This is a genomic window from Streptomyces sp. NPDC097619, assembly GCF_040302735.1.
GTDB lineage: Bacteria > Actinomycetota > Actinomycetes > Streptomycetales > Streptomycetaceae > Streptomyces.
This window is the reverse complement of record NZ_JBEOSD010000045.1, coordinates 25,370-52,256: the sequence shown is the minus strand read 5'-3', so window position 1 is coordinate 52,256 and position 26,887 is coordinate 25,370. Positions and strand designations below refer to the sequence as shown.

At 75.2% G+C, this 26,887-nt stretch carries 22 protein-coding genes and 1 riboswitch; of the genes, 10 read left to right on the top strand and 12 right to left on the bottom strand.

The features are described 5' to 3' along the window. Positions 1–149: 149 nt before the first annotated feature. The 10 genes from ABTZ17_RS15340 to ABTZ17_RS15295 all read right to left on the bottom strand — a co-directional run bounded on the left by ABTZ17_RS15340 (position 150) and on the right by ABTZ17_RS15295 (position 11,665). Positions 150–923, bottom strand: coding sequence for an enoyl-CoA hydratase (locus ABTZ17_RS15340; protein ID WP_352196085.1), 774 nt, complete (start codon positions 921–923; stop codon positions 150–152). Then, complete coding sequence (gene mmsB / locus ABTZ17_RS15335) at positions 920–1,834, bottom strand: 3-hydroxyisobutyrate dehydrogenase (protein ID WP_352196084.1); 915 nt, start codon at positions 1,832–1,834, stop codon at positions 920–922. Before mmsB ends, ABTZ17_RS15340 begins: the two co-directional genes overlap by 4 nt. Continuing rightward, a complete protein-coding gene (locus tag ABTZ17_RS15330) occupies positions 1,831–2,931 on the bottom strand; it encodes an enoyl-CoA hydratase/isomerase family protein (protein ID WP_352196083.1) in 1,101 nt (366 codons plus the stop codon). The genes mmsB and ABTZ17_RS15330 overlap by 4 nt, the downstream gene beginning before the upstream one ends. Further along, positions 2,928–4,082, bottom strand: a complete 1,155-nt coding sequence (locus tag ABTZ17_RS15325) for an acyl-CoA dehydrogenase family protein (protein ID WP_352196082.1) — start codon at positions 4,080–4,082, stop codon at positions 2,928–2,930. The genes ABTZ17_RS15330 and ABTZ17_RS15325 overlap by 4 nt, the downstream gene beginning before the upstream one ends. Continuing rightward, positions 4,079–5,578 (bottom strand): CoA-acylating methylmalonate-semialdehyde dehydrogenase, encoded by a 1,500-nt coding sequence (locus tag ABTZ17_RS15320; protein ID WP_352196081.1) that lies wholly within the window; start codon positions 5,576–5,578, stop codon positions 4,079–4,081. The genes ABTZ17_RS15325 and ABTZ17_RS15320 overlap by 4 nt, the downstream gene beginning before the upstream one ends. Before the next feature lie 229 nt (positions 5,579–5,807). After that, a riboswitch (cobalamin riboswitch) is annotated at positions 5,808–5,978 on the bottom strand. A 195-nt stretch (positions 5,979–6,173) separates the two neighbouring features. Continuing rightward, positions 6,174–6,935, bottom strand: coding sequence for a 3-hydroxybutyrate dehydrogenase (locus tag ABTZ17_RS15315; protein ID WP_352196080.1), 762 nt, complete (start codon positions 6,933–6,935; stop codon positions 6,174–6,176). A gap of 138 nt (positions 6,936–7,073) precedes the next feature. After that, positions 7,074–7,466, bottom strand: a complete 393-nt coding sequence (locus ABTZ17_RS15310) for a hypothetical protein (RefSeq protein WP_352196079.1) — start codon at positions 7,464–7,466, stop codon at positions 7,074–7,076. 252 nt (positions 7,467–7,718) lie between these two features. Beyond that, the gene (locus ABTZ17_RS15305; protein WP_352196078.1) at positions 7,719–9,506 is read right to left on the bottom strand and encodes a serine hydrolase; all 1,788 of its coding nucleotides are present in this window, start codon (positions 9,504–9,506) and stop codon (positions 7,719–7,721) included. An 82-nt stretch (positions 9,507–9,588) separates the two neighbouring features. Further along, on the bottom strand, positions 9,589–10,524 hold the full coding sequence (locus ABTZ17_RS15300; RefSeq protein ID WP_352196088.1) for an AAC(3) family N-acetyltransferase: 936 nt from the start codon (positions 10,522–10,524) through the stop codon (positions 9,589–9,591). 241 nt (positions 10,525–10,765) lie between these two features. Continuing rightward, positions 10,766–11,665 (bottom strand): alpha/beta hydrolase fold domain-containing protein, encoded by a 900-nt coding sequence (locus tag ABTZ17_RS15295; RefSeq protein ID WP_352196077.1) that lies wholly within the window; start codon positions 11,663–11,665, stop codon positions 10,766–10,768. A 222-nt stretch (positions 11,666–11,887) separates the two neighbouring features. Between ABTZ17_RS15295 and tdh the strand changes: the two genes are divergently transcribed. From tdh to ABTZ17_RS15280, 3 genes are all read left to right on the top strand, one after another. Further along, complete coding sequence (tdh, locus tag ABTZ17_RS15290) at positions 11,888–12,916, top strand: L-threonine 3-dehydrogenase (RefSeq protein WP_352196076.1); 1,029 nt, start codon at positions 11,888–11,890, stop codon at positions 12,914–12,916. A gap of 189 nt (positions 12,917–13,105) precedes the next feature. Then, positions 13,106–14,305, top strand: a complete 1,200-nt coding sequence (locus ABTZ17_RS15285) for a glycine C-acetyltransferase (protein ID WP_352196075.1) — start codon at positions 13,106–13,108, stop codon at positions 14,303–14,305. Positions 14,306–14,500: 195 nt separating this feature from the next. Then, on the top strand, positions 14,501–15,427 hold the full coding sequence (locus ABTZ17_RS15280; RefSeq protein WP_352196074.1) for a LysR family transcriptional regulator: 927 nt from the start codon (positions 14,501–14,503) through the stop codon (positions 15,425–15,427). Positions 15,428–15,578: 151 nt separating this feature from the next. On the opposite strand, the gene ABTZ17_RS15275 is transcribed toward ABTZ17_RS15280, so the two are convergent. Both ABTZ17_RS15275 and ABTZ17_RS15270 read right to left on the bottom strand, forming a co-directional pair. Beyond that, on the bottom strand, positions 15,579–16,535 hold the full coding sequence (locus ABTZ17_RS15275; RefSeq protein WP_352196073.1) for a LysR family transcriptional regulator: 957 nt from the start codon (positions 16,533–16,535) through the stop codon (positions 15,579–15,581). A 217-nt stretch (positions 16,536–16,752) separates the two neighbouring features. After that, on the bottom strand, positions 16,753–17,541 hold the full coding sequence (locus tag ABTZ17_RS15270) for a DeoR/GlpR family DNA-binding transcription regulator (protein ID WP_352196072.1): 789 nt from the start codon (positions 17,539–17,541) through the stop codon (positions 16,753–16,755). A 229-nt stretch (positions 17,542–17,770) separates the two neighbouring features. On the opposite strand from ABTZ17_RS15270, the gene ABTZ17_RS15265 reads away from it, so the two are divergent. From ABTZ17_RS15265 to ABTZ17_RS15235, 7 genes are all read left to right on the top strand, one after another. Next, positions 17,771–18,661 (top strand): SIS domain-containing protein, encoded by an 891-nt coding sequence (locus ABTZ17_RS15265; RefSeq protein WP_352196071.1) that lies wholly within the window; start codon positions 17,771–17,773, stop codon positions 18,659–18,661. Next, a complete protein-coding gene (locus ABTZ17_RS15260; protein WP_352196070.1) occupies positions 18,658–19,539 on the top strand; it encodes a class II fructose-bisphosphate aldolase in 882 nt (293 codons plus the stop codon). Before ABTZ17_RS15265 ends, ABTZ17_RS15260 begins: the two co-directional genes overlap by 4 nt. A gap of 294 nt (positions 19,540–19,833) precedes the next feature. Continuing rightward, positions 19,834–21,024 (top strand): acyl-CoA dehydrogenase family protein, encoded by a 1,191-nt coding sequence (locus tag ABTZ17_RS15255; protein WP_352196069.1) that lies wholly within the window; start codon positions 19,834–19,836, stop codon positions 21,022–21,024. A 118-nt stretch (positions 21,025–21,142) separates the two neighbouring features. Beyond that, a complete protein-coding gene (locus ABTZ17_RS15250; protein ID WP_352196068.1) occupies positions 21,143–21,565 on the top strand; it encodes a hypothetical protein in 423 nt (140 codons plus the stop codon). 36 nt (positions 21,566–21,601) lie between these two features. Next, the gene (locus ABTZ17_RS15245) at positions 21,602–22,669 is read left to right on the top strand and encodes an oxygenase MpaB family protein (RefSeq protein WP_352196067.1); all 1,068 of its coding nucleotides are present in this window, start codon (positions 21,602–21,604) and stop codon (positions 22,667–22,669) included. Further along, entirely contained in the window at positions 22,651–25,128 is a 2,478-nt protein-coding gene (locus tag ABTZ17_RS15240) for a serine/threonine-protein kinase (protein WP_352196087.1), read from the top strand. The genes ABTZ17_RS15245 and ABTZ17_RS15240 overlap by 19 nt, the downstream gene beginning before the upstream one ends. Before the next feature lie 99 nt (positions 25,129–25,227). After that, positions 25,228–26,802, top strand: a complete 1,575-nt coding sequence (locus ABTZ17_RS15235) for a phytoene desaturase family protein (protein ID WP_352196066.1) — start codon at positions 25,228–25,230, stop codon at positions 26,800–26,802. The last annotated feature ends 85 nt before the right edge of the window (positions 26,803–26,887 follow it).

Sequence of the window (26,887 nt, the reverse complement as noted above, 5' to 3'; positions counted from 1 at the left end):
GGCCCTTCCCCCTCTCCCCGTCCGGCCCCCTGCGGGCCGTGATTCAGGACTTCACTTCTTCACTCGTACGGTCTTGGTCGAACGCGTTTCGTCTCCCGGCCCCGCGACGCGTGGCAGTGGGTGTCAGCGGTGGTGGTCGGGGACGGGCGTCAGCGGTGCGTGAAGAGCGGCGGTCGCTTGTCGGCGAAGGCCGTCATGCCCTCCTTCTGGTCCGCGGTGGCGAACACCGCGTGGAAGAGCCGCCGTTCGAAGCGGACCCCCTCGGTGAGGGTGGTCTCGAAGGCCCGGTTCACGGCCTCCTTGGCCATCATCGCGACCGGCTTGGACATCCCGGCGATGGTCGTCGCCACCGCCAGGGCCTCGTCCAACAGCTCGTCGGCCGGGACGATCCGGGAGACCAGCCCGGCGCGTTCGGCCTCCTCGGCACCCATGGTGCGGCCGGTCAGGCACAGCTCCATCGCCTTGGCCTTGCCGACGGCCCGGGTCAGGCGCTGCGATCCGCCGATGCCCGGGATCACCCCGAGCTTGATCTCGGGCTGCCCGAACTTCGCGGTGTCCGCCGCGAGGAGGACGTCGCAGAGCATGGCCAGTTCGCAGCCGCCGCCGAGGGCGTAGCCGGACACCGCGGCGAGGGTGGGGGTACGGACCGCCCCGAGCCGGTCCCAGGCCGTGAACCAGTCCGAGAGGTACATGTCCAGGTAGCCCTGCGGACGCATCTCCTTGATGTCGGCGCCCGCGGCGAACGCCTTCGCGGAACCCGTCAGCACGATGCAGCCGACGTCCGGGTCCCGGTCCAGCTCCTCGGTCGCGGCCACGACCTCCCGCATCACCTGGAGGTTCAGGGCGTTCAGGGCCTCGGGCCGGTCCAGGGTGAGCAGGGCGACGCGGCCCTTGCGCTCCAGCCGGATGGTCTCGTACGTCATGCGGGGGTTCCGTTCTCTCGGGTGCCGGCGGGGCGGAGGGTGCGGACGATCGCCGAGAAGTCGAGCTCGGCTCCCTCCCCGGCGGCGAACGCGGCGTACATCTCTGCGGCCTTGAGACCCAGCGGAGCCTCGACCCCGCCGGCCCGCAGCGCGTTCGCGGCGAGCCCGAGGTCCTTGGCCATCAGCGGGGCCGCGAAACCGGGACGGTACTCCCGGTTGGCGGGGCTGCCCGGGACGGGCCCGGGCACGGGACAGTTCACGGTCAGGGCCCAGCACTGCCCCGAGGCCGTGGACGCCACCTCGTACAGCGCCCGGTGGTCCAGGCCCAGGCTCTCGGCGAGCACGAAGGCCTCGCTGACGCCGATCATGGAGACGGCGAGGATCATGTTGTTGCAGATCTTCGCGGCCTGCCCGGCGCCCGCGTCCCCGCAGTGCACGGCCTTGCGGCCCATCGCGTCGAGCAGCGGAGCGGCCGCGGCGAACTCCTCCGCCCCGCCCCCCGCCATGAAGGTGAGGGTGCCCGCCTCGGCGCCCACCACTCCGCCGGACACCGGGGCGTCCAGGGCCCGGTGCCCGGCGGCGACCACGGCCTCGTGGGCGGCCCGGGCGTCGGCCACGTCGATGGTGGAACAGTCCACGAAGAGCGTCCCGGGCCGGGCCGCCGCCAGCACGCCCTGCTCCCGGTACAGGGCCAGGACGTGCCGCCCCGCGGGCAGCATGGTGACCACCGCGTCGGCCTCGGCCACGGCCCCGGCGGCCGAGGGGGCGGCCTCGACCCCGGCGGCGACGGCCGCCGTCACGAGCTCGGGGACGAGGTCGAAGCCCAGGACCCGGTACCCGGCCTTCACGAGGTTGGCGGCCATGGGACCGCCCATGTGACCGAGTCCGAAGAATGCGACGGTGCTGCTCACCAGACGACCTCCTGGGTCGGGGAGGGCGCGTCGAGCCGCAGCTCGTCCGCGCCGCGCGGGGCGAACCAGCGGTCCACGTCGGCGGCGTCGACCTCCGCCAGGCGGGCCGGGGACCAGCGCGGGGCGCGGTCCTTGTCGATGACCTGGGCGCGGATCCCCTCGACCAGGTCGGGGGAGGCCAGCGCGGCGCAGGAGACGCGGTACTCCTGCTCCAGGACGCGTTCCAGCGGCCCGAGGCGCCGGGCCCGGCGCAGGGCCTCCAGGGTGACCTTGACGGCGGTGGGGGACTTGCCGAGCAGGGTGTCCGCGGCGGCCTTGGCCGCCGGTTCCCCGGCGGACAGCAACCGGTCGACGATCTCCTCGGCGTCGTCGCCGGCGTATCCGTGGTCGATCCACGGGCGGGCGGCGGCCAGCTCGCCCGGCGGCGGCTGCCGGACGTACCGCTCCAGCACCGAGCGGACCGGGTACTCGGCCAGCTCCGCCGCGAGGGCGGGCAGGTCCGCGGACGGCACGAAGTGGTCCGCGAGCCCGCACAACAGGGCGTCGGCGGCGCCCACCGGGGCGCCCGTCAGGGCCAGGTGGGTGCCGAGTTCCCCCGGGGCGAGGGCCAGCAGGTAGGTGCCGCCCACGTCGGGCACGAAGCCGATGCCGGTCTCGGGCATGGCCACCCGGGACCGTTCGGTGACCACGCGGACGCTGCCGTGGGCGGACACGCCCACGCCGCCGCCCATGACGATGCCGTCCATCAGGGCGACGTACGGCTTGGGGTAGCGGGCGATGAGGGCGTTGAGCCGGTACTCGTCCCGCCAGAAGGCGGCCGAGGCGGTGCCGCCCGCACGGGCGTCGGCGTGGATGGCACGGATGTCGCCGCCCGCGCACAGCCCCCGTTCGCCCGCCCCGGACAGGACGACCACCTCGACGGCCGGATCCTCGGCCCAGGCCCGCAGGGCCCGTTCGAGGCGCAGCACCATGGGGTGGGTGAGGGCGTTGAGGGCCCGGGGGCGATCGAGGGTGAGGTACGCGGCGCGGCCCTCGGTGCGCAGGAGGACGTGCTCCTCGTCCCCGGCGGCCGGGGCGGTGGGGATGTCGTTGCTCATCGCAGGTTCTCCGTGAGCCCGCGCGCGACGATGACGCGCATGATCTCGTTGGTCCCTTCCAGGATCTGGTGGACCCTCAGGTCGCGGACGATCTTCTCGATGCCGTACTCGCTGAGGTAGCCGTAGCCGCCGTGGAGTTGGAGGGCCGCGTCGGCGACGGCGTACCCGGTGTCGGTGGCGAACCGCTTGGCCATGGCGCACAGGCGCGGGGCGATCGGGTCGCCGGCGTCCATGGCCTCGGCCGCCTGGCGTACGAGGGCGCGGGCCGCCGCGAGTTCGGTGGCCATGTCGGCCAGCCGGAACTGGAGGGCCTGCGCGTCCAGGAGCCGCCGGTCGAAGGCGCGCCGGGTGGCCAGGTAGGACAGGCTGCGGTCCAGGGCGCTCTGGGCTCCGCCGAGGGAGCAGGCGGCGATGCCGAGCCGTCCGCCGTTGAGGCCGTTCATGGCGATGCGGAAGCCGTCGCCCTCGGCGCCGAGCCGCCGGTCGGCGGGGACGCGCACGCCGTCGAGGACGACCTGGCGGGTGGGCTGCGCGTTCCAGCCCATCTTCTGCTCGTCGGGCCCGAAGGAGACCCCGGGGTCCTCGCGTTCGACCACGAAGGCGGAGATGCCGTCGGGACCGTCCTGGCCGGTGCGGGCCATCACCAGGTAGACGCCCGCCGCCCCGGCCCCCGAGATGAACTGCTTCACCCCGGTCAGGACGTAGTGGTCGCCCTCGCGGACGGCCCGGGTGCGCAGGGCCGCCGCGTCGGAGCCGGCCCCCGGTTCGGTCAGGCAGTAGCTGGCCAGCGTGGCGGCGGAGCAGAGGCCGGGCAGCCAGCGGGCGCGCTGGGACCGGTCTCCGTAGCGGTCGATCATCCAGCCGACCATGTTGTGGATGGAGAGGTAGGCCGCGATGGAGGGGCAGCCGGTGGCCAGGGTCTCGAAGACGAGCACGCCGTCGGTCCGGGACAGCCCGGAACCGCCGTGTTCCTCGCGGACGTACACGCCGCCGAGCCCGAGCGCGGCCGCCTCCCGGAGGGTGTCCACGGGGAAGTGCTTGGTGCGGTCCCAGGTGACGGCGTAGGGGGCCAACCGCTCCTGTGCGAAGTCGAGGGTGACCTCGGCGAGGGCGAGCTGGTCCTCGGTGAGGGTGCTGCTCACGGCGCTCATCCCATCGTGGGGATCGTGAAGGACGCGCCCTCCTTGACCCCGGAGGGCCAGCGCGTGGTGACGGTCTTGGTCCGGGTGTAGAAGCGCACCGAGTCCGGGCCGTGCTGGTTCAGGTCGCCGAAACCGGACCGCTTCCAGCCGCCGAAGGTGTGGTAGGCCACCGGCACCGGGATGGGCACGTTCACGCCGACCATGCCGGTGTTGACGCGCCGGGTGAACTCGCGGGCGGTGTCCCCGTCCCGGGTGAAGATCGCCACGCCGTTGCCGAAGGGGTGCTCGCTGGGCAGCCGCAGCGCCTCCTCGAAGTTCGCGGCCCGTACCACGCACAGCACGGGGCCGAAGATCTCCTCGCGGTAGACGCGCATGCGGGAGGAGACCCGGTCGAAGAGGGTGGCTCCGGTGAAGTACCCGTTCTCGTGTCCGGGCAGGGAGAAGTCCCGTCCGTCCACGACGAGTTCGGCACCCTCGCCGACGCCGATGTCCACGTAGCGGCGGACCCGGTCCAGGGCGTCCCGGCTCACCAGGGGGCCGAAGTCGGCCTCGGGGTCGTCGGAGCGGCCGATCCGCAGGCCGGCGATCCGTTCCTTGAGGGCGGCGACCAGCCGGTCGGCGGTCTCCTCCCCGACGGGCACGGCCACCGAGATGGCCATGCAGCGTTCCCCCGCAGAGCCGTATCCGGCGCCGAGGAGGGCGTCCACGGCCTGGTCGAGATCGGCGTCCGGCATCACGATCATGTGGTTCTTGGCGCCGCCGAAGCACTGGGCGCGCTTGCCGTGCGCGGCGGCGGTGGCGTAGATGTGCGCGGCGATCGGCGTGGAGCCGACGAATCCGAGGGCCTGGACCCGGGGGTCCTCCAGCAGGGTGTCCACGGCCTCCTTGCCGCCGTTGACCACGTTGAGCACGCCCGGCGGCAGCCCCGCTTCGAGGAAGAGCTCCGCGAGCCGCAGCGGCACCGACGGGTCCCGTTCGGAGGGCTTGAGGATGAAGGAGTTCCCGCAGGCCAGGGCGGGGGCCGCCTGCCAGAGCGGGATCATCGCGGGGAAGTTGAAGGGGGTGATGCCCGCGACCACCCCGAGGGGGCTGCGCAGGGAGTGCACGTCGATGCCGGTACCGGCGTTGTCGGTGAACTCCCCCTTCAGCAGGTGCGGGATCCCCGCCGCGAACTCCACCACCTCCAGGCCGCGTTGGAGATCGCCGTGGGCGTCGGCCACGGTCTTGCCGTGCTCGGCGGACAGCAGTCGGGCCAGCGCCTCGCGCTCGCCCTCGACGAGCTGGAGGAAGCGCAGCAGCACGCGGGCCCGCCGCTGCGGGTTCCAGCGCGCCCAGTCGACCTGCGCCGCCTCGGCGTCGGCGATGGCGGCCTCGGTGTCGGCGCGTCCGGCCAGCGGGACGCGGGCCTGGACGGCGCCGGTGTTGGGGTCGTGGACGTCGGCGAACAGCCCGGAGGTGCCGGTGGTGTGCTTTCCGCCGATGAAGTGGGTGAGTTCACGGACCATGGTTGCCTGCTCTCTCGTCAGGTCGGATCCGGGGATGGCACGGCACACCGGCGCCCGCACCGGGTGGGTGGGTGCGCGGGGGCGGGCCGTGGGACAGCGACGGCGGCGGCGGAGCGCCAGGCCGTCGCGGAGCTACGCGGACGCGCGGGGCGCCGTCGTTCGCTTCGCCGGATCACCAGGGTCGTGGGTACGGACCGGTGCCATGCGTGTCTGCTCCATCCTCGTGGACAACACGGAACGTTCCGCGGCCGGTATCCTGACTCCCGGATCCCCGCGTGCCGCCCGCCTTCCCGGCAGACTTCGCCAGTGGCGTGGGGACGGCGGCACACTCCCCGGTCACAGTGGCGGGACCGTGCCGGATTCACACCGGCTTCCCTGCACCGCGGACCTTGTGCCACGAACATATAGTTGGACGTCCTAGTAAGTCCAGGGCCGCCCGGCGTGAGCCGCGTCGCGCAGACCGTCCGATGACCGACCGGCCGCCCCGGTGCCCCGCCCGACCGCCCGACGGATGGACGGCGCCCCGCCCTCCGCGCGGGCGGAGGACGGGGCGCCGTACGGGCCGGGGTGCGGCCGCGTGGGGGAGCGGGCCCGGTCAGCGGGCGGTCCAGCCCCCGTCCACCGGTATCGAGGCTCCCGAGAGGAAGCCGGTGTCGGGGCCGCACAGCCACAGCGCGACGGCGGCCACCTCCTCCGGTTCGATCAGCCGCTTGATGGCCGTCCGGTCCAGCAGCACCTCGGCCGCGACCCGGTCGGGGGGAATGCCGTGCACGGCCGCCTGCGCGGCGATCTGACCCTCCACCAGGGGCGTGCGCACGTATCCGGGGCTGACGCAGTTGCTGGTCACCCCGTGCGCGGCGCCTTCGAGGGCCACCACCTTGCTGAGCCCCTCCAGCCCGTGCTTGGCCGCCACGTAGGCCGACTTGTAGGGGCTGGCCCGCAGCCCGTGCACACTGGAGATGTTCACCACCCGCCCCCAGCCCCGGGCGTACATGTGCGGCAGGCAGTGCCGCACCAGCAGGAACGGGGCCGTCACCATCACCCGCTGGATCAGCTCGAACCGCTCCGGTGGGAACTCCTCGACGGGGGCCACGTGTTGGAGCCCGGCACTGTTGACGAGGATGTCCACGGCGGCGGGCAGTCCGGCCACGGCCGTCGGATCGGCGAGGTCCACGACGTGGGCGTGACCCCCGGTCTCCGCGGCGGCCTCCTTCGCCGCGACGGCGTTGCGGTCGACGATGTGCACGGTGGCCCCGGCGGCGGCCAGGGCGCGGGCGCAGGCCAGCCCGATGCCGCTGCCCCCGCCGGTGACCAGGGCGGTGCGGCCGATCGGCTCCGGCCGGTTGTGGTTCGTCATGGCGGGAACGTTAGGCACGCCCCCGTGCCCTGCCCATGGCTCCGAGCACCACACCTGGTGCCCGGGGGGTGGCGGTGGCGCCCATGCCCGCACGGCACCCCGGCCCCGTGGCCTTCCGGTTCCCGGGCCGCCGGCGCCCTACATGCGGTGGACGCGCTCCCGGGGCAGCCCCAGGGGGTGCCGGCCGGCCGCGAGGACCCGGACGCCGGGCGCGGACCCCAGTAACAGGCCGAGCCAGTCCAGCCCTTCGGGAGTCAGTTCCTCGGTGCCGTCGAGGACGAGGAGCATGTCCCGCTCGGCGAGCCAGGAGAGCGGATCGGTGCAGCCGCAGGGCAGGAAGGGCATGCCCGGCAGCGCGCCGAGCGCACCGGTCAGCTCGGCCGGTCCGGAGGGCCGGTCCAGGGCCACCAGGGCCACGCCGTCGAAGAAGTTGGAGGACAGCCGGTCCGCGAGCGAGCGGACGAGCAGTCCGGCGGGCGCCCGGCGCCGCCCGGTGACCGTGACCACCCGGCCCCGGCGGACGGCGGTCATGAGCCGGGACAGTTCCTGTGCGCGGCCCGGTACGGTGCCCCGCCGGGCGGTCCCGGGGCACCCTCCGGGCACCCGGTCCCTCGGTTCGTCTTCCGGCACGCTGCCCCCCGTCGCATACGTGTCCCCCGACCCGGCCCCGAGTGTGTTTCAGGCCGCTGGTGCAGACGATTATGGGCCAGGGTCGCGGCGCCGCCAGAGGAATGGCCGACTCCAGCGAAATCGATACCGAAGGCGGTGCGGGGAGCCCGTCCGTCACTCCCCGGACGGGCTCGGAGCGCCGCTGTCGGAGGGGCCGGTCGGGGTTCCGCTCGGGCCGCCCGTGGCGGTTCCGGTCGGACGCGCGGTGCCGGAGGGTTCCGCCGAGGGGTCGGAGGACGCCTTGGTGAAGGTGCCCAGCCCCGTCTCGTCCAGGTACTCGATGCGGACCGTGCCGTCCCCGAACTCGACGGCCGTCCGGCCCACCGCGTTCTCGCCGCGGGTCTCCATGCTGAACGTGTTCCCGTCGAAGTGCCGCAGCGGGAACCGCATCGGCTCCGGACCCAGGAAGAGGGTCAGCCCCTCCGGACCCGAACGCACCGTCAGCGGGCCGTAGAACGCGCTCCGGTAGGTCCCGGTGTAGTCCGTGTCGGGGCCCGCCGGAGCGGGGGAGGCGGGCGGCCGGTCGAAGCGGGCGTCCGGGTGCTCGTCCTCCGCCTGCGCGTACAGGGCGGCGGTCACCGGCAGCCAGTCCGTGCGCGGCTTGCCGTACTGGGCGGTGTCGAAGAAGTCCAGCGCGATCGCGTCGGCCTGACCGACCGGGGTTCCGTTGCTCAGCACCACGATGCCCAGCTGTTCCAGCGGCAGCATGGTGACGTTGCTGTTGGCGCCCAGGTCGAAGGCGCCGGTGTGGCTCAGCCGCAGCCGGGCCTGGTCGTCGTAGGAGACGTTCCAGCCCAGCCCGTAGAAGCCGGTGCGGCCGGTGAGGTTCCGCGCGGGCTGCGAGGTGATCTGCGGCCGGTGCGTGTCCAGGAGCTGCTGCTCCGGCACGATCCGGCGGCCGTCGAGGGTGCCGCCCGCGAGTTGGAGCCGCAGCCAGCGGGCCATGTCCCGGGCCGTGGAGGAGGTGCCGCCCGCGGGGGCCTGCGCGTCGGCATCCCGCACCGGCCCCGGGCGCCAGGCCCCGTCCGCGCCCTTGACGTGCCCCACCGCCCGGTCCGTCGCCGCCGCGAAGGCCGCGTACTCGGTACTGGTGTCCTCCATCCCGGCCGGCCCGAACAGCACCTCCTGGCTCAGCGCCTGCCAGCTGGTGCCCCGGCCCCGTGCCACCGCCTCGGCGGCCGCCGTCAGCCCGAAGTTGGTGTACGCGTAGGAGTCGCGGAAGGGGGCGAGCGGCTCCTCCTTGAGGTGGTCCAGGATGTACTGCTGGTCGAAGCCCAGGTCCTCCAGCAGGTCACCGGCGTGGTCGGGGAGGCCGCTGCGGTGCGAGAACAGGTCCGCGACGGTGACGTGCGAGCCCACCCACGGGTCCTTCAGCGTGAACCCGGGCAGCTCCTCCGCCACCGGGGTGTCCCATCCCGGCCCGCCCTTCTCACCGGCCACGCCCGCCACCACGGTGGACGCCAGCGGCTTGGAGACGGAAGCCAGTTGGAAGACGGTGTCCGGGTCGACCGCGGCGCTCTTGCCGACCTCACGGACGCCGAACCCCTTCTGGTAGACCACCTCGTCCCGGTAGACCACGGCCACCGAGATCCCCGGCACTCCGGTGCTCTTCATGACGGTGTCCACGTACGAGTCCAGGCGGTCCAGGGCACGGTCCACCTTCGCCCGGTCCAGCTGAGGCCCCGGCGGCGCCGGCAGCACCGGATCCGCGGCGGCCACGGTCGCCGCCCCCGGACCGGCGGCCGGCAGGCCGACCGCCCCGGTGGTCCCGGCGACCAGCAGCACGGCCGCCAGCCCCGATACGACGAGCGGGCCGCGGACGCCGAGGACGGCTCTCCGCCGCCCTCCGGCCGCGCGCCGCCTTCCGGCCCCCCGGTCCGTCCTGCCCGGTGTTCCACCCATACAGCCCATTGAACGCCGAGGTCCGGGAGCTGTCGCCCGGAGCGGGTGCGGGGGCCGGTGCGTCGACTTCCGGGCACCCCCGTCAGCGGTCGGCCGGCCCGGGGCCGGGACCCTCGTCGGACGCGGCCCGATCGACCCGGGCTCCGTCGCCGGGCGAACCGTACGACCGGTTCCGGGGCAGCCAGTCCACCGAGAAGTCCACCGCGGCGCGCAGCGGCAGCAGCCGGGCCGCCGCGGCGCCCACCGGACCGGAGCGCACCAGCTCCGGGTGCGCGCGGGCGAGGTCCGCCCCGAGCGCCCCGAAGTCGGAGTCGTCCAGCACCGCGTCCTCGTACTCCCACCAGCGGCGCACCCCGTCGGGCGCGGTCACGCACCGGTAGCGGCGGCGCGGGGCCGCGGGCACCCGGTACTCGGCCAGGTGGAAGGCGCTGCACCGGTCGAAGCCCACGCCCAGCAGCAGGACCGGCGCGTCCAGCTCGTACAGCCGGGCCAGCGGGGAGTCCTCCCCGAGGTGGCAGTCCGGCCGGTGCCCGGAGAGCACCTTGTCGGCGGCCGGGCCCAGGGCCGCGAAGGAGGTCTGCGGATGGCCGCTGCGCAGGGCGCCGGGGGAGCGCCGGACCGTCTCGGAGAGGATCCCCATGCCGGGGGCCGGGGTGCGGTCCGGGTCGAACGGCGGCATCGTCGCCCGGAGTTCGGCCGCCTGCCGGGGGTCCATGCCGCGGATCCGACGCAGGTAGGCGGTCGAGGTGTCGGAGTTCTCCGGGGTGAAGGAGGGCACCACCACGGTCCCGGCCGGTCCGAGGACCCTCCGCAGGGCCCGCACCACGGCGGCGGCCCCACCGTCCGGTCCCGTGCCGCTGCCGCCGCCCGTGCCGCGGTCGTGCGGCGGGTTCGGGCCGGCCGTCACCGGCCCCACCGAGCGCATCGAGGCGTGGACCAGGAGCGCCGAGCCGGGGGCGAGGCCGAGGGCCGCCAGCTGTGCGGTGAGCCCGGCTTCGGTGTGTCCGCGGCGCCGCAGCGGGCCGCCCGTGCCGGGGCCCGCGCCCGTCCCGCTCCGTTCCGTGTCCACCCAGTCCACCTCGCCCGAGCTCTCGTGACCGGCCGCGATCCCGTCAGCGTAGGCGGCCGGCCACGGTCCGCAAGGGCCCGGACGTACGCTCACCCGAACGAGGGGACCCGCCGCCGGGCCCCGGCGCCGCACGGACCGGCGTCGGCACGCGTCCGCTCGGGTCCGCTCGCGCCCGCTCGCTTCGTCCCGGTCAGCTCTCGGCCAGCATGCGGACGATGTGCTCGCGCGCCGCCCGGCCCTCCGGCACCGGCAGCAGCGGGTGGCAGTGGGCCTGTCCCTCCGCCTCGAACAGCTCGGCCGGGGTGCCCGCCGCGCGGGCCCGAGCGATCAGCTCCCGGCTGTCCGTGGCCAGCACGTCCCGGGTGCCGCTGAACACCGTGAGCGGCGCCAGCCCCGACAGGGAGCCGTACAGGGGGCTGACCCGCGGGTCCAGGGCGTCGAGGGTGCCCGCGTACAGCCGGCCGGCCTCCCGCAGCCCGGCCCGCGTCTGCACCGGGTCCCGGGCCTCCAGCGCGGACTGGTCCGGGTGGCTCAGCGACAGGTCGAGCCAGGGGGAGATCAGGACGATCCGGTCCGGCTGCACGCCGTTGCGGTCGCGCAGGCGCTGCGCGGCCGCCAGGGCCAGTCCCGCCCCGGCCGCGTCCCCCATCAGCACCGTCGGGCCCGGCCCGCCCGATTCCACCAGCCCGCTCAGCAGGTCCGCCGCCACGGGGACCGTGCGGTCGGCGGTGCCGCGCGGGGCGAGGGTGTAGGCGGGGACCACGCAGTGCGCGCCCGCCGCGGCCACCAGGGTGCGCACCAGGGACCAGTGCGGGCGGACCAGCTCGTCGATGAAGCCGCCGCCGTGCAGGTACAGCACCCGGGCGGCGGGCTCCCGGTCGCGGGGGGCCACGTCGTAGACGGGCCAGGCGCCCACGATGCTCCGGGACACCGTCGCGGCCCGGGCCAGGCTCCGCGGCGGCAGGTGGGAGGCGGGCCGCCGCGCGGTCGAGGCCACCTGGGCCCGTACCGCCTCGGCGCTCGCCCACCGTCTGCGTCTCCCGGCCATCACGAATGCTGCGGACAGCGCACGGCTCCGCAGGCTCGGCACGCCCGTCACCCTCACTCACCCCTCCCCGCGGCGCCCACCGCGGCCCGTGCCCGACGGCACGTGAGGAGCATAGGCGTGAAGTTCCGCTGTCGGCCCGCTTAAGAAATCCTCGATGGACGTCCAGCCGGTCACCGGTCAGATTGGTGATCGTCAACGATGACCGTGTGGCGCGTGGGTCTCCCGCGAGGCGCACACCCCCTCACCCCCCGCGGAGCCGAACCCATGAAGGCACTCGTCAAGCACCAGGCCGAGCCCGGACTCCGGCTCATGGACGTGCCCGAGCCCGAGTACGGACCCGGCGAAGTCCTGATCAAGGTCCTGCGGACCGGGATCTGCGGTACCGACTTGCACATCCGGGCCTGGGACGGCTGGGCGCAGGGCGCGGTCAAGGCCCCGCTGATCCTCGGCCACGAGTTCGTCGGCGAGGTCGCGGCGGTCGGCGCGGGCGCCGGGGAGATCGCGGTCGGCGACCTGGTGAGCGGCGAGGGCCACCTGGTGTGCGGGAAGTGCCGCAACTGTCTGGCGGGCCGTCGCCACCTGTGCCGCAGCACGGTGGGCCTGGGCGTGGGCCGGGACGGGGCCTTCGCCGAGTACGTGGTGCTGCCCGCCTCCAACGTCTGGGTGCACCGCACCAAGGTGGACCTGGACGTGGCCGCGATCTTCGACCCCTTCGGCAACGCCGTGCACACCGCGCTGTCCTTCCCGCTGGTCGGCGAAGACGTGCTGATCACCGGCGCGGGCCCGATCGGCATCATGGCGGCGGCGGTGGCCCGGCACGCCGGCGCCCGCAACGTGGTCATCACCGACATCAGTCCCGAGCGCCTGGAGCTGGCCCGCAAGGCCGGGGCCACCCTGGCGGTGAACGTGGCCGAATCCTCGATCGCCGCCGCGCAGGAGCGGCTGGGCCTGCGCGAGGGCTTCGACATCGGCCTGGAGATGTCGGGTCGTCCCGAGGCCATGCGCGACATGATCGACAACATGACGCACGGCGGCCGCATCGCGATGCTGGGCCTGCCCGCCCAGGAGTTCCCGGTGGACTGGGCCAAGATCGTCACCTCCATGATCACCATCAAGGGGATCTACGGCCGGGAGATGTTCGAGACCTGGTACGCGATGACGGTGCTGCTCGAAGGCGGCCTGGACCTGAGCCCGGTCATCACCGGCCGCTACTCCTTCCGGGACTTCGAGGCCGCGTTCGACGAGGCCGCCACCGCCCGCAGCGGCAAGATCATCCTCGACTGGACCGCCTGAGCCCCACCCCGCCCCGCCGGCCCGCGCGAACGGACCGGCGGGCACCCGCACCATCCACGGGGGTCGGTCCACCACCCCCTTCCGCGGGCGCCGGACCCCGCACCACCCTCCCCCCTCCGCGGGGTCCGGCCCCACCCCCCAGCCGTCACGTCCACCGCATTCCGACCGCACTCCGGGAGAGACCGCAGCATGTTCGAGTCCGTACGCGCCGACCTCCGGGCCACCCTCGACGAGATCCGCGAGGCCGGCCTGCACAAGCCCGAGCGGGTCATCGGGACCCCGCAGAACGCCTCCGTCGCCGTCACCGCGGGCGGCGCCCCCGGCGAGGTGCTCAACTTCTGCGCCAACAACTACCTCGGCCTGGCCGACCACCCCGAGGTCGTCTCCGCCGCCAAGGACGCCCTGGACCGCTGGGGCTACGGCATGGCCTCGGTCCGCTTCATCTGCGGCACCCAGGAGGTCCACAAGGAGCTGGAGCAGCGCCTGTCGGCCTTCCTCGGGCAGGAGGACACGATCCTGTACTCCTCCTGCTTCGACGCCAACGGCGGCGTGTTCGAGACCCTCCTGGGCGCCGAGGACGCGGTGGTCTCCGACGCCCTCAACCACGCCTCGATCATCGACGGCATCCGCCTCTCCAAGGCCCGCCGCTTCCGCTACGCCAACCGCGACATGGCCGACCTGGAGGCCCAGCTGAAGGCGGCCGCCGAGGGCGGGGCCCGCCGCACCCTGATCGTCACCGACGGCGTCTTCTCCATGGACGGCTACGTGGCCCCGCTCACGGAGATCTGCGACCTGGCCGACCGCTACGGCGCCATGGTCATGGTGGACGACTCCCACGCCGTGGGCTTCGTCGGCGCGGGCGGCCGCGGCACCCCCGAGCTGCACGGGGTCATGGACCGGGTCGACATCATCACCGGCACCCTCGGCAAGGCCCTCGGCGGCGCCTCCGGCGGTTACGTCGCGGCCCGCACCGAGATCGTCGAGCTGCTGCGCCAGCGCTCCCGCCCGTACCTCTTCTCCAACTCCCTCGCGCCGGTCATCGCCGCCGCCTCCCTGAAGGTCCTGGACCTGCTGGAGTCGGCGGGGGACCTGCGCGAGCGGCTCGCCGCGAACACCGCGCTGTTCCGCACGAAGATGACCGAGGCAGGCTTCGAGATCCTGCCCGGGGACCACGCCATCGCCCCCGTCATGATCGGCGACGCCGCGGAGGCCGCCCGCATGGCCGAACTGCTGCTGGAGCGCGGGGTCTACGTGATCGGCTTCTCCTACCCGGTGGTCCCGATGGGCCAGGCCCGCATCCGGGTGCAGCTCTCCGCCGCCCACTCCACGGCCGACGTGGAGCGCGCCGTGGCCGCCTTCGTCGACGCCCGCGCCGCCCTCCAGGGCTGACCGCGTCGAGCGGGTCCGGGGGTCCGTCGGGTCCGGTCGGGTCCGGCGGAGTTCTCCGCCGGACCCGCTGCACGGCCCGCCGGAGCCGCGGGGCCCGCGGGGCCCGTCGGGGCCGCGTACGGCGGCCCGCGCCGGCCCGCCGGGAGCGGAGGCAGGCCGTCCGGAGGGGCCCCGCCGGCCTGACAGAATGGCGGGGTGATCGACCCCCGCCGGCTGCGCATCCTGCGCGCCGTGGCGGACCACCGTACGGTGACCGCCGCGGCCGCCGCCCTGTACCTCACCCCCTCCGCCGTCTCCCAGCAGCTCGCCGCCCTGGAGCAGGAGACCGGGCACGCCCTGTTCACCCGCAGCAGCCAGGGCCTCCGGCTGACCGCCGCCGGGGAGATCCTGCTCGCGCACACCCACGAGGTGCACGCCCAGCTCGAACGGGCCGAGGCCGAGCTGGCCGCGTACGCCGCCGGGGCGGCCGGCGAGGTCACGGTGGCGGCCTTCGCCACCGGCATCGCCGAGGTCCTGGCCCCCGCCCTGGCCCGGCTGGGCCGCGAGCACCCCGGCATCCGGGTCCGGGTCCGCGACGCCGAGGGCGACGAGAGCATGCGGCTGCTGCTGGACGGCGAGGCCGACCTGGCCCTGACCGTCGAGTACCGCGGGGCCCCGGGGGCCGACGACGCCCGCCTGACCCTGATCCCCCTCTACGCCGAGCCCTTCGACGCGGTGCTGCCGGCCTCGCACGCGCTGGCCCCGCACCCCTCGGTCGCCCTCGCCGACCTCGCCGACGACGACTGGATCGGCCAGAGCCCCGGCAACCCCTGCCAGGACGTGGTGGTCCTGGCCTGCGAACAGTCCGGCTTCCAGCCCCGCATGGCCCACACCTCCGACGACTTCCGGGCCGTGGTCGCGCTCGCGGGAGCCGGCGCCGGGGTCGCGCTCGTCCCCCGCTCGGCCCTGCGCGGCACGGAACTCAAGGAGACCGTGGTCCGCCCCGTGACCGGCTCCGGCCCCACCCGCCGCGTCTTCGCCGCGGTCCGCCGCGGCGCCGAGACCCACCCCCTCCTCGCCCGCGTCCTCACGGCCCTCACCCAGGAGGCCGCCCACCTCTCCCCCCACCCGGCCCACCCCTGACCCACCACCGGGGCCCTGCCGAAGCCCCGGCCCCGGCCAGTCACCGTCGGCGGATCGGCTCTCGTGGACGGAGCCCGGCGGACGGGCCGCTCCCCGGCGCGCCGCTCCGCCCGTCCGCGACGGTCACCCGGACGGGCCAGTCCCGGACGGGTCAGTCCCGGGCGGGGAACACCGCGGAGGACGCGTCGGGGGTGCCGGGGTGGTCGGAGGCGGCCGCCACGGTGGCGAGGGTCGCGGTGAAGGCGCGCAGCAGGGGGGTCTCGTGGCCCGCCTTCCAGACCAGGCCCCAGTCCAGCACCGGGGCGTCCGTGAGGGGGACGTACGCCAGGTCGGGGCGCTGGTAGAAGCGGACCACCTGGGCGCCGACCGGGTACACCCCCTTGCCGGCGGCGATCAGCGCCAGGCCCTCCTGGAGCGAGGTCGCGCGGGGGCCCTGCGGGGTGGCGGGCAGCGGCTCCTCGTCGCCGAGCAGGGTCCGGGAGCGGGTCCAGTAGTCGGGCATCGTCGGGGTGCGGATCATCGTGAGGCCGGCCAGGTCCGCGATCGTCAGGAACGGGCGGGCGGCCAGCGGATGGGCCGAGGAGATCGCCAGCATGCGGGGCTCGCGGACCAGCGGCGGGCCCGTCACGAGGTCCTCCTCCAGCACCGGGAAGCTCGCGTTCATCAGGTCCACCTCGCCGCTGCGGACCGGCTCCTGGGCCACGCCGAAGGCGTACTCCCGCAGGTCCACACAGCAGTCGGGGTGCGAGTCCCGGAAGGCGTCGGCGGCCAGCACGAACAACTGGCCCCACAGCGCCCCGACGAAGCCGACGCGCAGCGTGCCCGTGGTGCCCCGGGCGGCGGCCATCGCGCGGTGCACGGCCTCGGTGATGCCGCGGTGGTGCGGGAGCAGGTCCGCGCGCAGCCGCTCGCCGATCGGGGTGAGCGCCACCCGACGGCTGGTGCGGAGGAACAGCGGGGCGCCGATCCGCCGCTCCAGCTTCTTGATGGTCTGGCTGATGTGGGCGCGGGACACCGTGAGGCGGTCCGCGGCACGTCCGAAGTGCAGTTCTTCGGCGAGGGCCAGGAAACCCTCCAGCTCGTGCCGTTCCAGCACCCCTACCTCCATCGGTCATCCAGAGTGACCGATTGTTGCAGCTTTCGGCGTTGTTCCCGGCCGGGGGCGTGACCGAAGGTGGGAGGGCCGTACGGGCCGGGGCGTGCCCCGCTGCCCGCGTGCCGCCCGCCGGGGGCCGGTCCGGTCCGCCCGTTCCGCCGCCCGCCAGGGGCGCTCCGTCGCGTGGCGCGGGTGCCGGGGAGTACGGCAGTTCGTCGGGAACGGGGGTTCAGACGACCTGCACCTCGACACCCGCGTCACGGAACTCCGCCACCGTCGCCGGGGCCACCGACCCGTCCGTGACGAGGACGTCCACCCGGTCGGCGGCGCAGATCCGGGCGAAGGCGCGCCGCCCCAGCTTGCTGGAGTCGGTGGCGACGACCACCCGCCGGGCCCGTTCGCACAGCAGTCGGTTGATGGCGGCCTCGTCCTGGTCGTGGGCGCCGGCCCCGTCCCGCGGGTCGAAGGCGTCCACGCCGAGGACGGCCGTGTCCAGGGAGATCTGCCCCAGCACCCCGTCGGCGAGCGGTCCGGTGAGCTCGTAGGTCTGCGGGCGGGCCACCCCGCCCGTGACCACCACCTTGAACTGGGGGCGGATGGCCAGCTCGGCCGCGATGTTGAGGGCGTTGGTGACCACCGTCAGGGTGACCGTGCCCGGGCCCTCCCCGGCCAGGTCCGCCCGGCTCGCGAGGGCGCGGGCCACCTCGGTGGTGGTGGTGCCGCCGGTCAGGCCCACCACCTCGCCCGGGGCGACCAGTTCCGCGACGGCCGTGCCGATCCGCTGCTTCTCGGCGGCCTGCCGGGAGCCGCGGTAGCGCAGCGGCAGCTCGTACGACACGCCGTGCACCACGGCCCCGCCACGGGTGCGGACCAGCAACTGCTGCTCGGCGAGCTGGTCGAAGTCCCTGCGCACCGTGGCGGCGGAGACCCCCAGCTCGGCGGCGGTGCTGTCCACGTCCAGGCGGCCGCGCTCGACGAGCAGGTCCAGCAGTGTCTTCCAACGGGCGTCGCGGGACATGGGGCATCCTCGGGGTCGGGGTCCGGCCCCTCGGCGGGCGGGTCCGGGCCGACCGGCATCGTACGCGCCGTCCCGGGGCAGGGTCCCGACACGGCGGCCCAGGAGCGCGACGACGGGCCCTCGCACGGCCCACCGGCGGGCACCTTCCTCCCGTCGATGCTTGAAGTTGCTCGAAACCACGCGCTAACTTGCATGAACACGCACAGAGGTCCCGAGGGAGTCGTCTGGAATGAGTCACGCAGCGCAGGAACTGGGCTCGCAGCCGGAGTGCTGGCAGCGCGCCGCCGAACTGGCCCCCGCCCACCGCACGGCCCTCCCCGCCCCCGGGGAACGCGTCGCGATCACCGGATGCGGCACCTCCTACTTCATGGCCCGCGCCGCGGCCGCCCTGCGGGAGTCCGCCGGACTGGGGGAGACCGACGCCTTCCCCGCCTCCGAGTTCCCCACCGGGCGCCGCTACGACCGGGTGATCGCCCTGACCCGCTCCGGCACCACCACCGAGGTCCTCGACCTGCTCGCCGCCCTGCGAGGCACCGTCCCCACCACCGCCGTCATCGGCGACCCCGACACCCCGGTCGCCGCCCTCGCGGACGCCCTGGTCACCCTGGACTTCGCCGACGAACGCTCCGTGGTCCAGACCCGGTTCGCCACCACCGCCCTCACCCTGCTCCGCGCGCACGTCGGCGCGCACACCCCCCGGGCCGTGGCCGACGCCCGCACCGCCCTGGCCGACCCCCTCCCCGAAGGGCTCGACGGCCGCGCCCAGTTCACCTTCCTCGGCCGCGGCTGGACCGCCGGGCTCGCCGAGGAGGCCGCCCTGAAGATGCGCGAGGCGTCCCTCTCCTGGGCGGAGGCGTACCCGGCGATGGAGTACCGGCACGGCCCGATCAGCGTCACCGGGGAGACCAGCGCCACCTGGATGTTCGGCGAGGCCCCGACAGGCCTGCCCGAGCAGGTCGCCGCCACCGGCGGCCAGTGGGTCCAGGGCACCCTGGACCCCCTCGCCGAACTCGTCCGCGCCCAGCGCCTCGCGCTGGCCGTGGCCGCCCGCCGCGGCCTGGACCCGGACAGCCCCCGCCACCTGACCCGTTCGGTGATCCTGGCCGGGGAGGCCCGATGAGCCTCGTCCCCACCGGCACCCTGGTCGCCGGCGCCGCCGCCGGGGGCGGCGCGATCGCCGCCTTCAACATCATCACGCTGGAGCACGCCGAGGCGGTCATCGCCGGGGCCGAGTCCGTGGGCAGCCCCGTGGTCCTCCAGATCAGCGAGAACGCCGTCAAGTACCGGCAGGGCCGGCTGCTCCCGCTGGCCGCCGCGGCCGCCGCGGCCGCCGCGGAGGCGGCCGTTCCCGTCGGCCTCCACCTCGACCACGTCAAGAGCCCCGCCCTGCTGCGGCAGGCCGCCGCGGCCGGGTTCGGCTCCGTCATGATCGACGCCTCCCACCTGCCCTACGCCGAGAACCTGGCCGCCACCCGGGACGCCGCCGAGTGGGCCCACGCCCACGGACTGTGGATCGAGGCCGAACTCGGCGAGGTCGGCGGCAAGGGCGGGGCCGCCCCCCTCGACGCGCACGCCCCCGGCGCCCGCACCGATCCCGAGGAGGCCCGCGCCTTCACGGCGGCCTCCGGGGTGGACGCCCTGGCCGTGGCCATCGGCTCCGTGCACGCCATGACCACCCGCACCGGGGCCGTGGACCACGCCCTGCTGGCCCGGCTGTCCGCCGCCGTGGACGTCCCGCTGGTCCTGCACGGGTCCTCCGGCCTCCCGGACGCGGAGCTCGCGGCGGCCGTGGCCGGCGGCATCGCCAAGGTGAACATCGGCACGGCCCTCAACGTGGCCATGACCGACGCCATCCGCGCCCACCTCGACGCCCATCCCGGCGCCGTGGACTCCCGCACCTACCTGTCGGCGGGACGGGCCGCGATGGTCCGGGCCGCCGCGGACCTCATCACCGCCCTGGGCGCGGGGCGGCCGGCGGTCGCCCCCGCCGCCGTCTGATCCGAACCGTCCGCCCGGACGGGCGCCGTCCGGGCCCGACCCGCCCCGCACACCGCCCCGACCCGCCCCGTCCGACTCCGTTCGACCCGAGTCGTTCGATCCGAGTCGGACCCGGGCCGTCCGTTCGGAGCTTCCGCGGGGCGGTCGGCCCGCGGTCGGCGCCTCGTCCACCGTCCGGCGGCCCGCTCCCGGGCGGACCGCCGGGAGCGGGCGGTCCGACCCCGGGCCCCTTCCGGATTCTTGGAACAGGTTCTACTCTGTGCGCCGCCGAGCAGCCGGAGTCCTGGAGGGGCCGTGCACCTCGAATACACGCCTGAGCAGCAGCAGTTGCGCGCGGAACTGCGCGCCTACTTCGCCGAGCTGGTGCCCGCGGACGTCTCCACGCGCTACGGGGACCCCGCGGCCCAGAAGAGGTTCTACCGCGAGACCATCCGCCGGCTCGGCGCCGACGGATGGCTCGGCGTCGGCTGGCCCCGGGAGTACGGGGGCCGCGGGATGTCCGCCATGGACCAGTTCATCTTCTTCGACGAGGCCGCCCAGGCCGTGGTCCCGCTGCCGCTGATGGCCCTCAACACCGTCGGCCCGACGATCATGCAGTTCGGGACCGAGGAACAGAAGCGGTACTTCCTCCCCGGGATCCTCTCCGGGGAGATCGACTTCGCCATCGGCTACAGCGAACCCGACGCCGGCACCGACCTCGCCGCCCTGAAGTGCAAGGCCGTCCGCGAGGGCGACGAGGAGACCGGCACCTACACGGTCAACGGCCAGAAGATCTGGACTACCAACGGCGACACCGCCGACTGGGTCTGGCTGGCCGTCCGCACCGACCCGCAGGCCCCCGCCCACAAGGGCATCACCATGCTGCTGGTCCCCACGTCCGACCCCGGCTACAGCTGCACCGTGATCAACACCCTCGCCTCCCACGACACCACCGCCAGCTACTACGAGGACATCCGCGTCCCCGCCTCCCGCCGGGTCGGCCAGGAGAACAAGGGCTGGCGCCTGATCACCAACCAGCTCAACCACGAACGGGTCACCCTCGCCGCCCACGGCACCATGGCCATCCGCGCCCTCCACGACGTGCAGCGCTGGGCCGCCGAGACCAAACTGGCCGACGGGCGACGCGTGATCGACCTCGGCTGGGTCCGCGGCCGACTGGCCCGCACCCACGCCCGGCTCGACGCCATGAAACTGCTCAACTGGCAGATGGTGAACGCCGCCCAGGACGGCACCCTCACCCCCCAGGACGCCTCCGCCGTCAAGGTCTACGGCTCCGAGGCCCGCCGCGACGCCTACGCCTGGCTCATGGAGGTCGTCGGCTCCGCCGGATCCCTCAAGGACGGCTCCGCCGGCGCGGTCCTGCACGGCGAACTCGAACGCGGCTACCGCAGCGCCGTCATCTTCACCTTCGGCGGCGGCAACAACGAGATCCAGCGGGAGATCATCTCCTGGATCGGCCTCGGCATGCCCCGCGTCCGCCGCTGACCCCGCCCACCGCTCCCGGAGCCCCCGGCCCGACCCGGTGACCAGGGCGGGAGGGGAACCGGGGGCGGGGGCGGCGCGTCACAGGGGGGATCACCGTTTCGGACGGAAGGTGCCCCTCATGCCCCGCACGCCCCGGCTGTTCCCCGCCCTGGCGCTGCTCCTCGCGCTCACCGGCTGCGCGGGAGCGGTCGCGTCCCCCCGGCCGGTGGCCGCGGGGGAGGAGCGGCCCGCGCTCGGCGCCCCCGACGCCGACCACCCGCGCCGCGGGCCCGCCGCACCGCGCCAAGGCACCTGGTACCCGTACGACCTCTACACCCACTGCGGGGTGGGCAACCTCACCTTCGGCGGGCGGCACTGGGAACTCAGCCGCCTGCGCACCGACGTCGACAGCGGGGTGGACGGCCCCCGCGCGGACCGGAAGGCGAACGAGACCGCCGGATGGATCACACTGGAGTCGAGCGACGTGGTCGTCTTCGAGGCGGCCGGTCTGCCGCCCATGGAGTTCCGCCCGGTGGAGGCGATCCGCTTCGCCTGCAAGTGACCCGGCCGCGCGCGACCCGGCCGCAGGAGGCCACGGATGACCGCACCCGTACCGGAGCCCGTACCGGAGCCCGGTTCCGCGTCCGTACCGGACCCCGCGTCGGAGCCCGTACCGGAGTCCGCGCCGCGGCCCGGCCCGCGGTCCCGATCCGGCCCCCGGCCCGGCGGGGCGGCCCCGCCCGACCCCGGCCTCCACGGACCCGGCTCCGTCACCTGGAACGTGCACGGGGACCCGGTCATGTGGATCGCCGGGATCCGCGCCCTCTGGCTCCAGGCCCTCCACCCCCGGGCCGTCCGCGGCGTCCTCGCCAACAGCGACTTCCGCCAGGACCCCTGGGGACGGCTGCTGCGCACCGCCGACTTCGTCGGCACCGTCACCTACGGCACCACCGAGGCCGCGGAGCGCGCCGGGGCCCGGGTCCGCGGCATCCACGCCCGCCTCGGCGCGGACGACCCCACCACCGGCACCCCCTTCCGGGTCGACGACCCGGACCTCCTGCTCTGGGTGCACTGCGCACAGATCGACTCCTTCCTGCACGTGCTGCGCCGCTCCGGAGTCCGCCTCACCGACGCCCAGGCCGACGCCTACGTGGCCGAAAATCGTAGGTCCGCCCGGCTCGTCGGACTCGATCCGGAACGGGTCCCCGACAGCACCGCCGCCCTCGCCGCGTACTTCCGGAAGGTCCTCCCCGAGCTCGCCGCGGGGCCCGACGCGCGGGCCGTCGACGCCTTCCTGAGGCGCCCCCCGGTCCCCGCCGTCCTCCGCCCCTTCCGGGCCCTGCTGTGGCCCCCGGTGGCCGCCCTGGCCTACGGCTGCCTGCCCGGATACGCGCACCACCTGTACGGTCGTGCCGTCCCACCGGCCCACCGCGTCACCCGTCGCCTGCGCCTCACCGGCCTCCTGCTGCGCGCCGTCCCCGCCCGGTTGCGGTGGCGGCTGCCGCCGGGTCACATCTTGAGAGCGATGGCGCGCCTGGGTCCCGGCAGCCGCCCCTCCCCGTACACACTGCACGGGGGGACGGCCATACTGGTCGGGCCGGGGAGGGCACGGCACCACGACGGGGGCGGCAACACGACATGGCGGAACTGGCGGAAACCAGACTGATCCAGGGCAGGTACCGGCCGCTCGATCTCATCGGGCGCGGTGGCATGGGCGAGGTCTGGCGGGCACGCGACGAGTCCCTGGGACGGCAGGTCGCCGTCAAATGCCTCAAGGCGTTCGGACCCGACCACGACCCGAACTTCGCCCGCGTCCTGAAGGAGCGCTTCCGCCGGGAGGCCCGCGTGGCCGCCTCGCTCCAGCACCGCGGGGTCACCGTGGTCCACGACTTCGGCGACGACAGCGCCGAGGGCGGCGCCCTCTTCCTCGTCATGGAACTGCTGCACGGCCGCAACCTCAGCCAGCTCCTCGACGAGAACGAGCAGCGCCCGCTCCCCGTCGAGGAGGTCCTCGACATCGCCGAACAGGTCGCGGCCGCCCTCGCGTACACCCACGAGCAGGGCATCGTGCACCGGGACCTCAAGCCCGCCAACATCATGCGGCTCACCGACGGCACGGTGAAGATCTGCGACTTCGGCATCGCCCGCCTCGCCCACGACATCGGCTTCACCGCGAAGTTGAACGGCGGCGGGATGGCCATGGGCACCCCGCACTACATGTCGCCCGAACAGATCGCCGGCAACGAGGTCGACCACCGCAGCGACCTGTACTCCCTCGGCTGCGTCCTCTACGAGATCGCCACCGGCGCCCCGCCGTTCGACCTCGGGGACTCCTGGTCGGTGCTGGTGGGGCACCGTGACACCGAGCCCGAGCCGCTCCGCACCCACCGGCCCGAACTCCCGGCCTCCTTCGAGGCGGCCGTCCTCGACCTGCTCGCCAAGGAGCCGGAGGCCCGCCCACGGGACGCCCGCACCCTCTTCTTCCGCCTCACCGACGCCCGGACCGCCGAACACGGCCCGGCCCGGCCCCACGTCCCCGCCGCACCCGCCCCGCTGTCGGCCCCGCCCGGCCCCGGCACCGGGCGGACCCACCACACCACCGGCGACCTCGGGGCACCGACGGCATCCGGTGCCGTCGGCGGGGTTCCCACCGCCCACGCCGCCTACCCGGCCCCCACCGGCCACACCGCCGCCCCTCCGACCCCCGTCGGACCCGCGGCCGGCACCGACCCCACCACCCCGGCGCCCCCGCTGCCCCCCTGGGCCCGCGCCCTGGGCCACGGACCCCGGGTACTGCCCGCCGGCACCCGCGACAGCGGCGCCTGGGCCCGCGCCCTCACCGGGGTCTGGACCCGCCCGGCCCGGCCCGCGCCCTCGGGGCCCCCGCCCCGGCACGCCGCCGGGAGCGGCCCCGCCCGCCCCGCCGACCCCCGACTGTCCGGCCCCGCCGGAACCGCCGCGGCCACCGGCCCCGACCCCGAGGCGCGCTACGCCCACGGCCTGGCCCTCGGCCGGGCCGGCCGCTGGACCGAGGCCGTCGAGGCCCACCGGGAGGCCGCCGCCGGCCGCGCCGAGACCCTCGGCCCCGAACACACCGCCACCCTCGCGGGCCGCTGCGCCCTGGCCTTCGCGCTGGTCCGGGCGGGCCGGGCCGCCGACGCGCTCATCGAGTACGGCCGCGTCGCGGAGCTGCGCGGCACGGCCCTCGGCCCCGAGCACCCCGGCACCCTGGCCGCCCGCCAGGAGATGGCGTACGTGCTCGACCGGCTGGGCCGTCACCAGGAGGCGTACGAGCTGTACGCGCAGGTCCTCGCGATCCGGGAGCGGACCGCCGGACCGGACCACCCCGACACCCTGCGCTGCCGCCACAACCTCGCCCACAGCCTGAGCGGACTCGGCCGCCCGGCGGAGGCCCTCGCGACGGTCACCGCGGTCGCCGCCGACCGGGCCCGGCTCCTGGGACCCGAGGACGCCGAGACCCTCACCAGCCGCTACGAGGTCGCCTACCTGCTCGGCGGGCTCGGCCGCTGGGAGGAGGCCCTGGAGACCTACCGCTCGGTGGCCGCCGCCCGGGAGCGCACCCTGGGCCGGGACCACCCCGACACCCTCGCCGCCCGCTACGAGACCGGCATCGGCCTGGGCCGGCTCGGCCGCAGCGCCGAGGCCCTGGACCTCTACCGCGGCCTGGTCCGCGACCGCACCCGCGCCTACGGGGCGGAGGACCCGGAGACCCTGCGCGCCCGGCACGGTCTCGGCGTCAACCTGGGCCGGCTCGCCCGCTGGGAGGAGGCCGTGGCCGAGGCCCGGCAGGTGGGCGGGATCCGGGCCCGGGTGCTGGGCCCCGACCACCCCGACACCCTGGTCAGCCGCCGCGAGGTGGCCGTCGGCCTGGGCTGGCTGGGCCGTTGGGAGGAGGCGCTGTCGCTGTACCGGGCGGTGGCCGAGGCCCGCGAGCGGACCCTCGGACCCGGTCACCCCGAGACCCTCGCCGCCCACGGGGACGAGGCCCACTGCCTGGAGCGCCTGGGGCGCACCGCCGAGGCGGCCGCCCTGTACCGCAAGGTCGCCGCCGAACGCGGCCAGGGCCTCCCCTACGGCAGCGCCATGCCCCCGGTGGACGTCTGACCCCGGCCGGGGGCCCCGCCCGACTCCTCCCGCCCGACTCCCGGCCGCCGGCCGGTACGCCCCCTGGTACGGGGCCGCGGGAGCGTGTTACGAAGGGCCATGAGCCGAGAGCGTGAGGGCGCCCCCGGGCGCGGATACGACGTGGTGGTCGTCGGTGGCGGGCACAACGGGCTGGTGGCCGCGGCCTACCTGGCCCGCGCCGGGAAGTCCGTACGGGTCCTGGAACGACTGGACCGCACCGGGGGAGCCGCCGTGTCCACCCGGCCCTTCGCCGGGGTGGAGGCCCGGCTGTCCCGCTACGCCTACCTGGTCTCGCTGCTGCCCGGCCGGATCGTCCGGGACCTGGGGCTCGGGTTCGAGGTCCGCAAACGCACCGTGTCCTCCTACACGCCGGTCGTACGGGACGGAAAGCCCACCGGGCTGCTGGTCGGCGGCGGTGGGGACCGCACCCGGGCCTCCTTCGCCCGGCTCACCGGGAGTGACCGGGAGTACGCGCGCTGGCAGGAGTTCCAGGCGCTGACCGCCCGGGTCGCCGAACGGGTCTTCCCGACGCTCACGGAGCCGCTGCCGGAGCGGGCCGCGCTGCGCGAGCGCGTCGGGGACGAGCGGGCCTGGCGGATGCTGTTCGAGGAGCCGCTGGGTCGGGCGGTGGAGGAGTGGTTCACCGACGACCTGGTCCGCGGGGTCGTCCTCACCGACGCCCTCATCGGCACCTTCGCCGACGCCCACGACCCCTCCCTGCTCCAGAACCGCTGCTTCCTCTACCACGTCATCGGCGGCGGCACCGGGGACTGGGACGTTCCGGTGGGCGGCATGGGAGCCCTCACCGACGCCCTCGCCGACGCGGCCCGGGCGGCGGGCGCCGAGATCAGCACCGGCCACGAGGCCGTCCGCATCGACACCGACGGCACGGAGGCGGAGGTCGGCTACCGGACCGCCGACGGCGAGGGCCGGATCGCCGCCCGGCACGTCCTGGTCAACGCCTCCCCGAGGGCCCTGGCGAGCCTGCTCGGCGAGACCCCGCCGGCCGCCCCGGAGGGTGCCCAGCTGAAGGTGAACATGCTGCTCACCCGGCTGCCCCGACTGAAGGACCCGGACGCGGACCCGCGCGAGGCGTTCGCCGGCACCTTCCACGTGGCCGAGGGCTACGAGCAGTTGGCCCGGGCCCGGAGCCGGGCGGCGGCGGGCGAACTGCCCGAGGTGCCGCCCTCCGAGATCTACTGCCACACCCTCACCGACCCGTCCATCCTCGGCGGGGAGGCCGCGGCCCGCGGCTGGCAGACCCTCACCCTCTTCGGACTGCACGCCCCGGCCCGGCTGTTCCGCGAGGACAACGAGGGCACCCGGGCCGAACTCCTGCGCCGCACCCTGGCCGCCCTCGACGAGCACCTCGCGGAGCCCCTGGCCGACTGCCTGGCCCCCGACGCGGCGGGCGCGCCCTGCATCGAGGCCAAGACCCCGCTGGACCTGGAACGCGAACTCGGCCTGCCCGGCGGCCACATCTTCCACCGGGACCTGGTCTTCCCGTACGCGGAGGCCGCCGAGGGCACCGGCCGCTGGGGCGTGGCCACGGGGCACCCGAACGTCCTGCTGTGCGGGGCGGGCGCGGCCCGCGGCGGCGGGGTCAGCGGGGTCCCCGGCCACAACGCGGCCATGGCGGTCCTCGGCCGCTGAACCGCGAAGGTCGTGCCGGCACCCGGCCCGGCACGACCGGCACGGCCGGTACGGGGGCCGGGCGGGCCGGGCCCGGACCGGGGGC

What these genes read in the sequence shown, in the direction of transcription:
- ABTZ17_RS15340 (WP_352196085.1), bottom strand. Translation starts at nt 923, where the DNA reads ATGACGTACGAGACCATCCGGCTGGAGCGCAAGGGCCGCGTCGCCCTG.
- ABTZ17_RS15330 (WP_352196083.1), bottom strand. Translation starts at nt 2,931, where the DNA reads ATGAGCAACGACATCCCCACCGCCCCGGCCGCCGGGGACGAGGAGCAC.
- ABTZ17_RS15325 (WP_352196082.1), bottom strand. Translation starts at nt 4,082, where the DNA reads ATGAGCGCCGTGAGCAGCACCCTCACCGAGGACCAGCTCGCCCTCGCC.
- ABTZ17_RS15320 (WP_352196081.1), bottom strand. Translation starts at nt 5,578, where the DNA reads ATGGTCCGTGAACTCACCCACTTCATCGGCGGAAAGCACACCACCGGC.
- ABTZ17_RS15315 (WP_352196080.1), bottom strand. Translation starts at nt 6,935, where the DNA reads ATGACGAACCACAACCGGCCGGAGCCGATCGGCCGCACCGCCCTGGTC.
- ABTZ17_RS15310 (WP_352196079.1), bottom strand. Translation starts at nt 7,466, where the DNA reads ATGACCGCCGTCCGCCGGGGCCGGGTGGTCACGGTCACCGGGCGGCGC.
- ABTZ17_RS15305 (WP_352196078.1), bottom strand. Translation starts at nt 9,506, where the DNA reads ATGGGTGGAACACCGGGCAGGACGGACCGGGGGGCCGGAAGGCGGCGC.
- tdh (WP_352196076.1), top strand. Translation starts at nt 11,888, where the DNA reads ATGAAGGCACTCGTCAAGCACCAGGCCGAGCCCGGACTCCGGCTCATG.
- ABTZ17_RS15285 (WP_352196075.1), top strand. Translation starts at nt 13,106, where the DNA reads ATGTTCGAGTCCGTACGCGCCGACCTCCGGGCCACCCTCGACGAGATC.
- ABTZ17_RS15275 (WP_352196073.1), bottom strand. Translation starts at nt 16,535, where the DNA reads ATGGAGGTAGGGGTGCTGGAACGGCACGAGCTGGAGGGTTTCCTGGCC.
- ABTZ17_RS15270 (WP_352196072.1), bottom strand. Translation starts at nt 17,541, where the DNA reads ATGTCCCGCGACGCCCGTTGGAAGACACTGCTGGACCTGCTCGTCGAG.
- ABTZ17_RS15265 (WP_352196071.1), top strand. Translation starts at nt 17,771, where the DNA reads ATGAGTCACGCAGCGCAGGAACTGGGCTCGCAGCCGGAGTGCTGGCAG.
- ABTZ17_RS15260 (WP_352196070.1), top strand. Translation starts at nt 18,658, where the DNA reads ATGAGCCTCGTCCCCACCGGCACCCTGGTCGCCGGCGCCGCCGCCGGG.
- ABTZ17_RS15250 (WP_352196068.1), top strand. Translation starts at nt 21,143, where the DNA reads ATGCCCCGCACGCCCCGGCTGTTCCCCGCCCTGGCGCTGCTCCTCGCG.
- ABTZ17_RS15245 (WP_352196067.1), top strand. Translation starts at nt 21,602, where the DNA reads ATGACCGCACCCGTACCGGAGCCCGTACCGGAGCCCGGTTCCGCGTCC.
- ABTZ17_RS15235 (WP_352196066.1), top strand. Translation starts at nt 25,228, where the DNA reads ATGAGCCGAGAGCGTGAGGGCGCCCCCGGGCGCGGATACGACGTGGTG.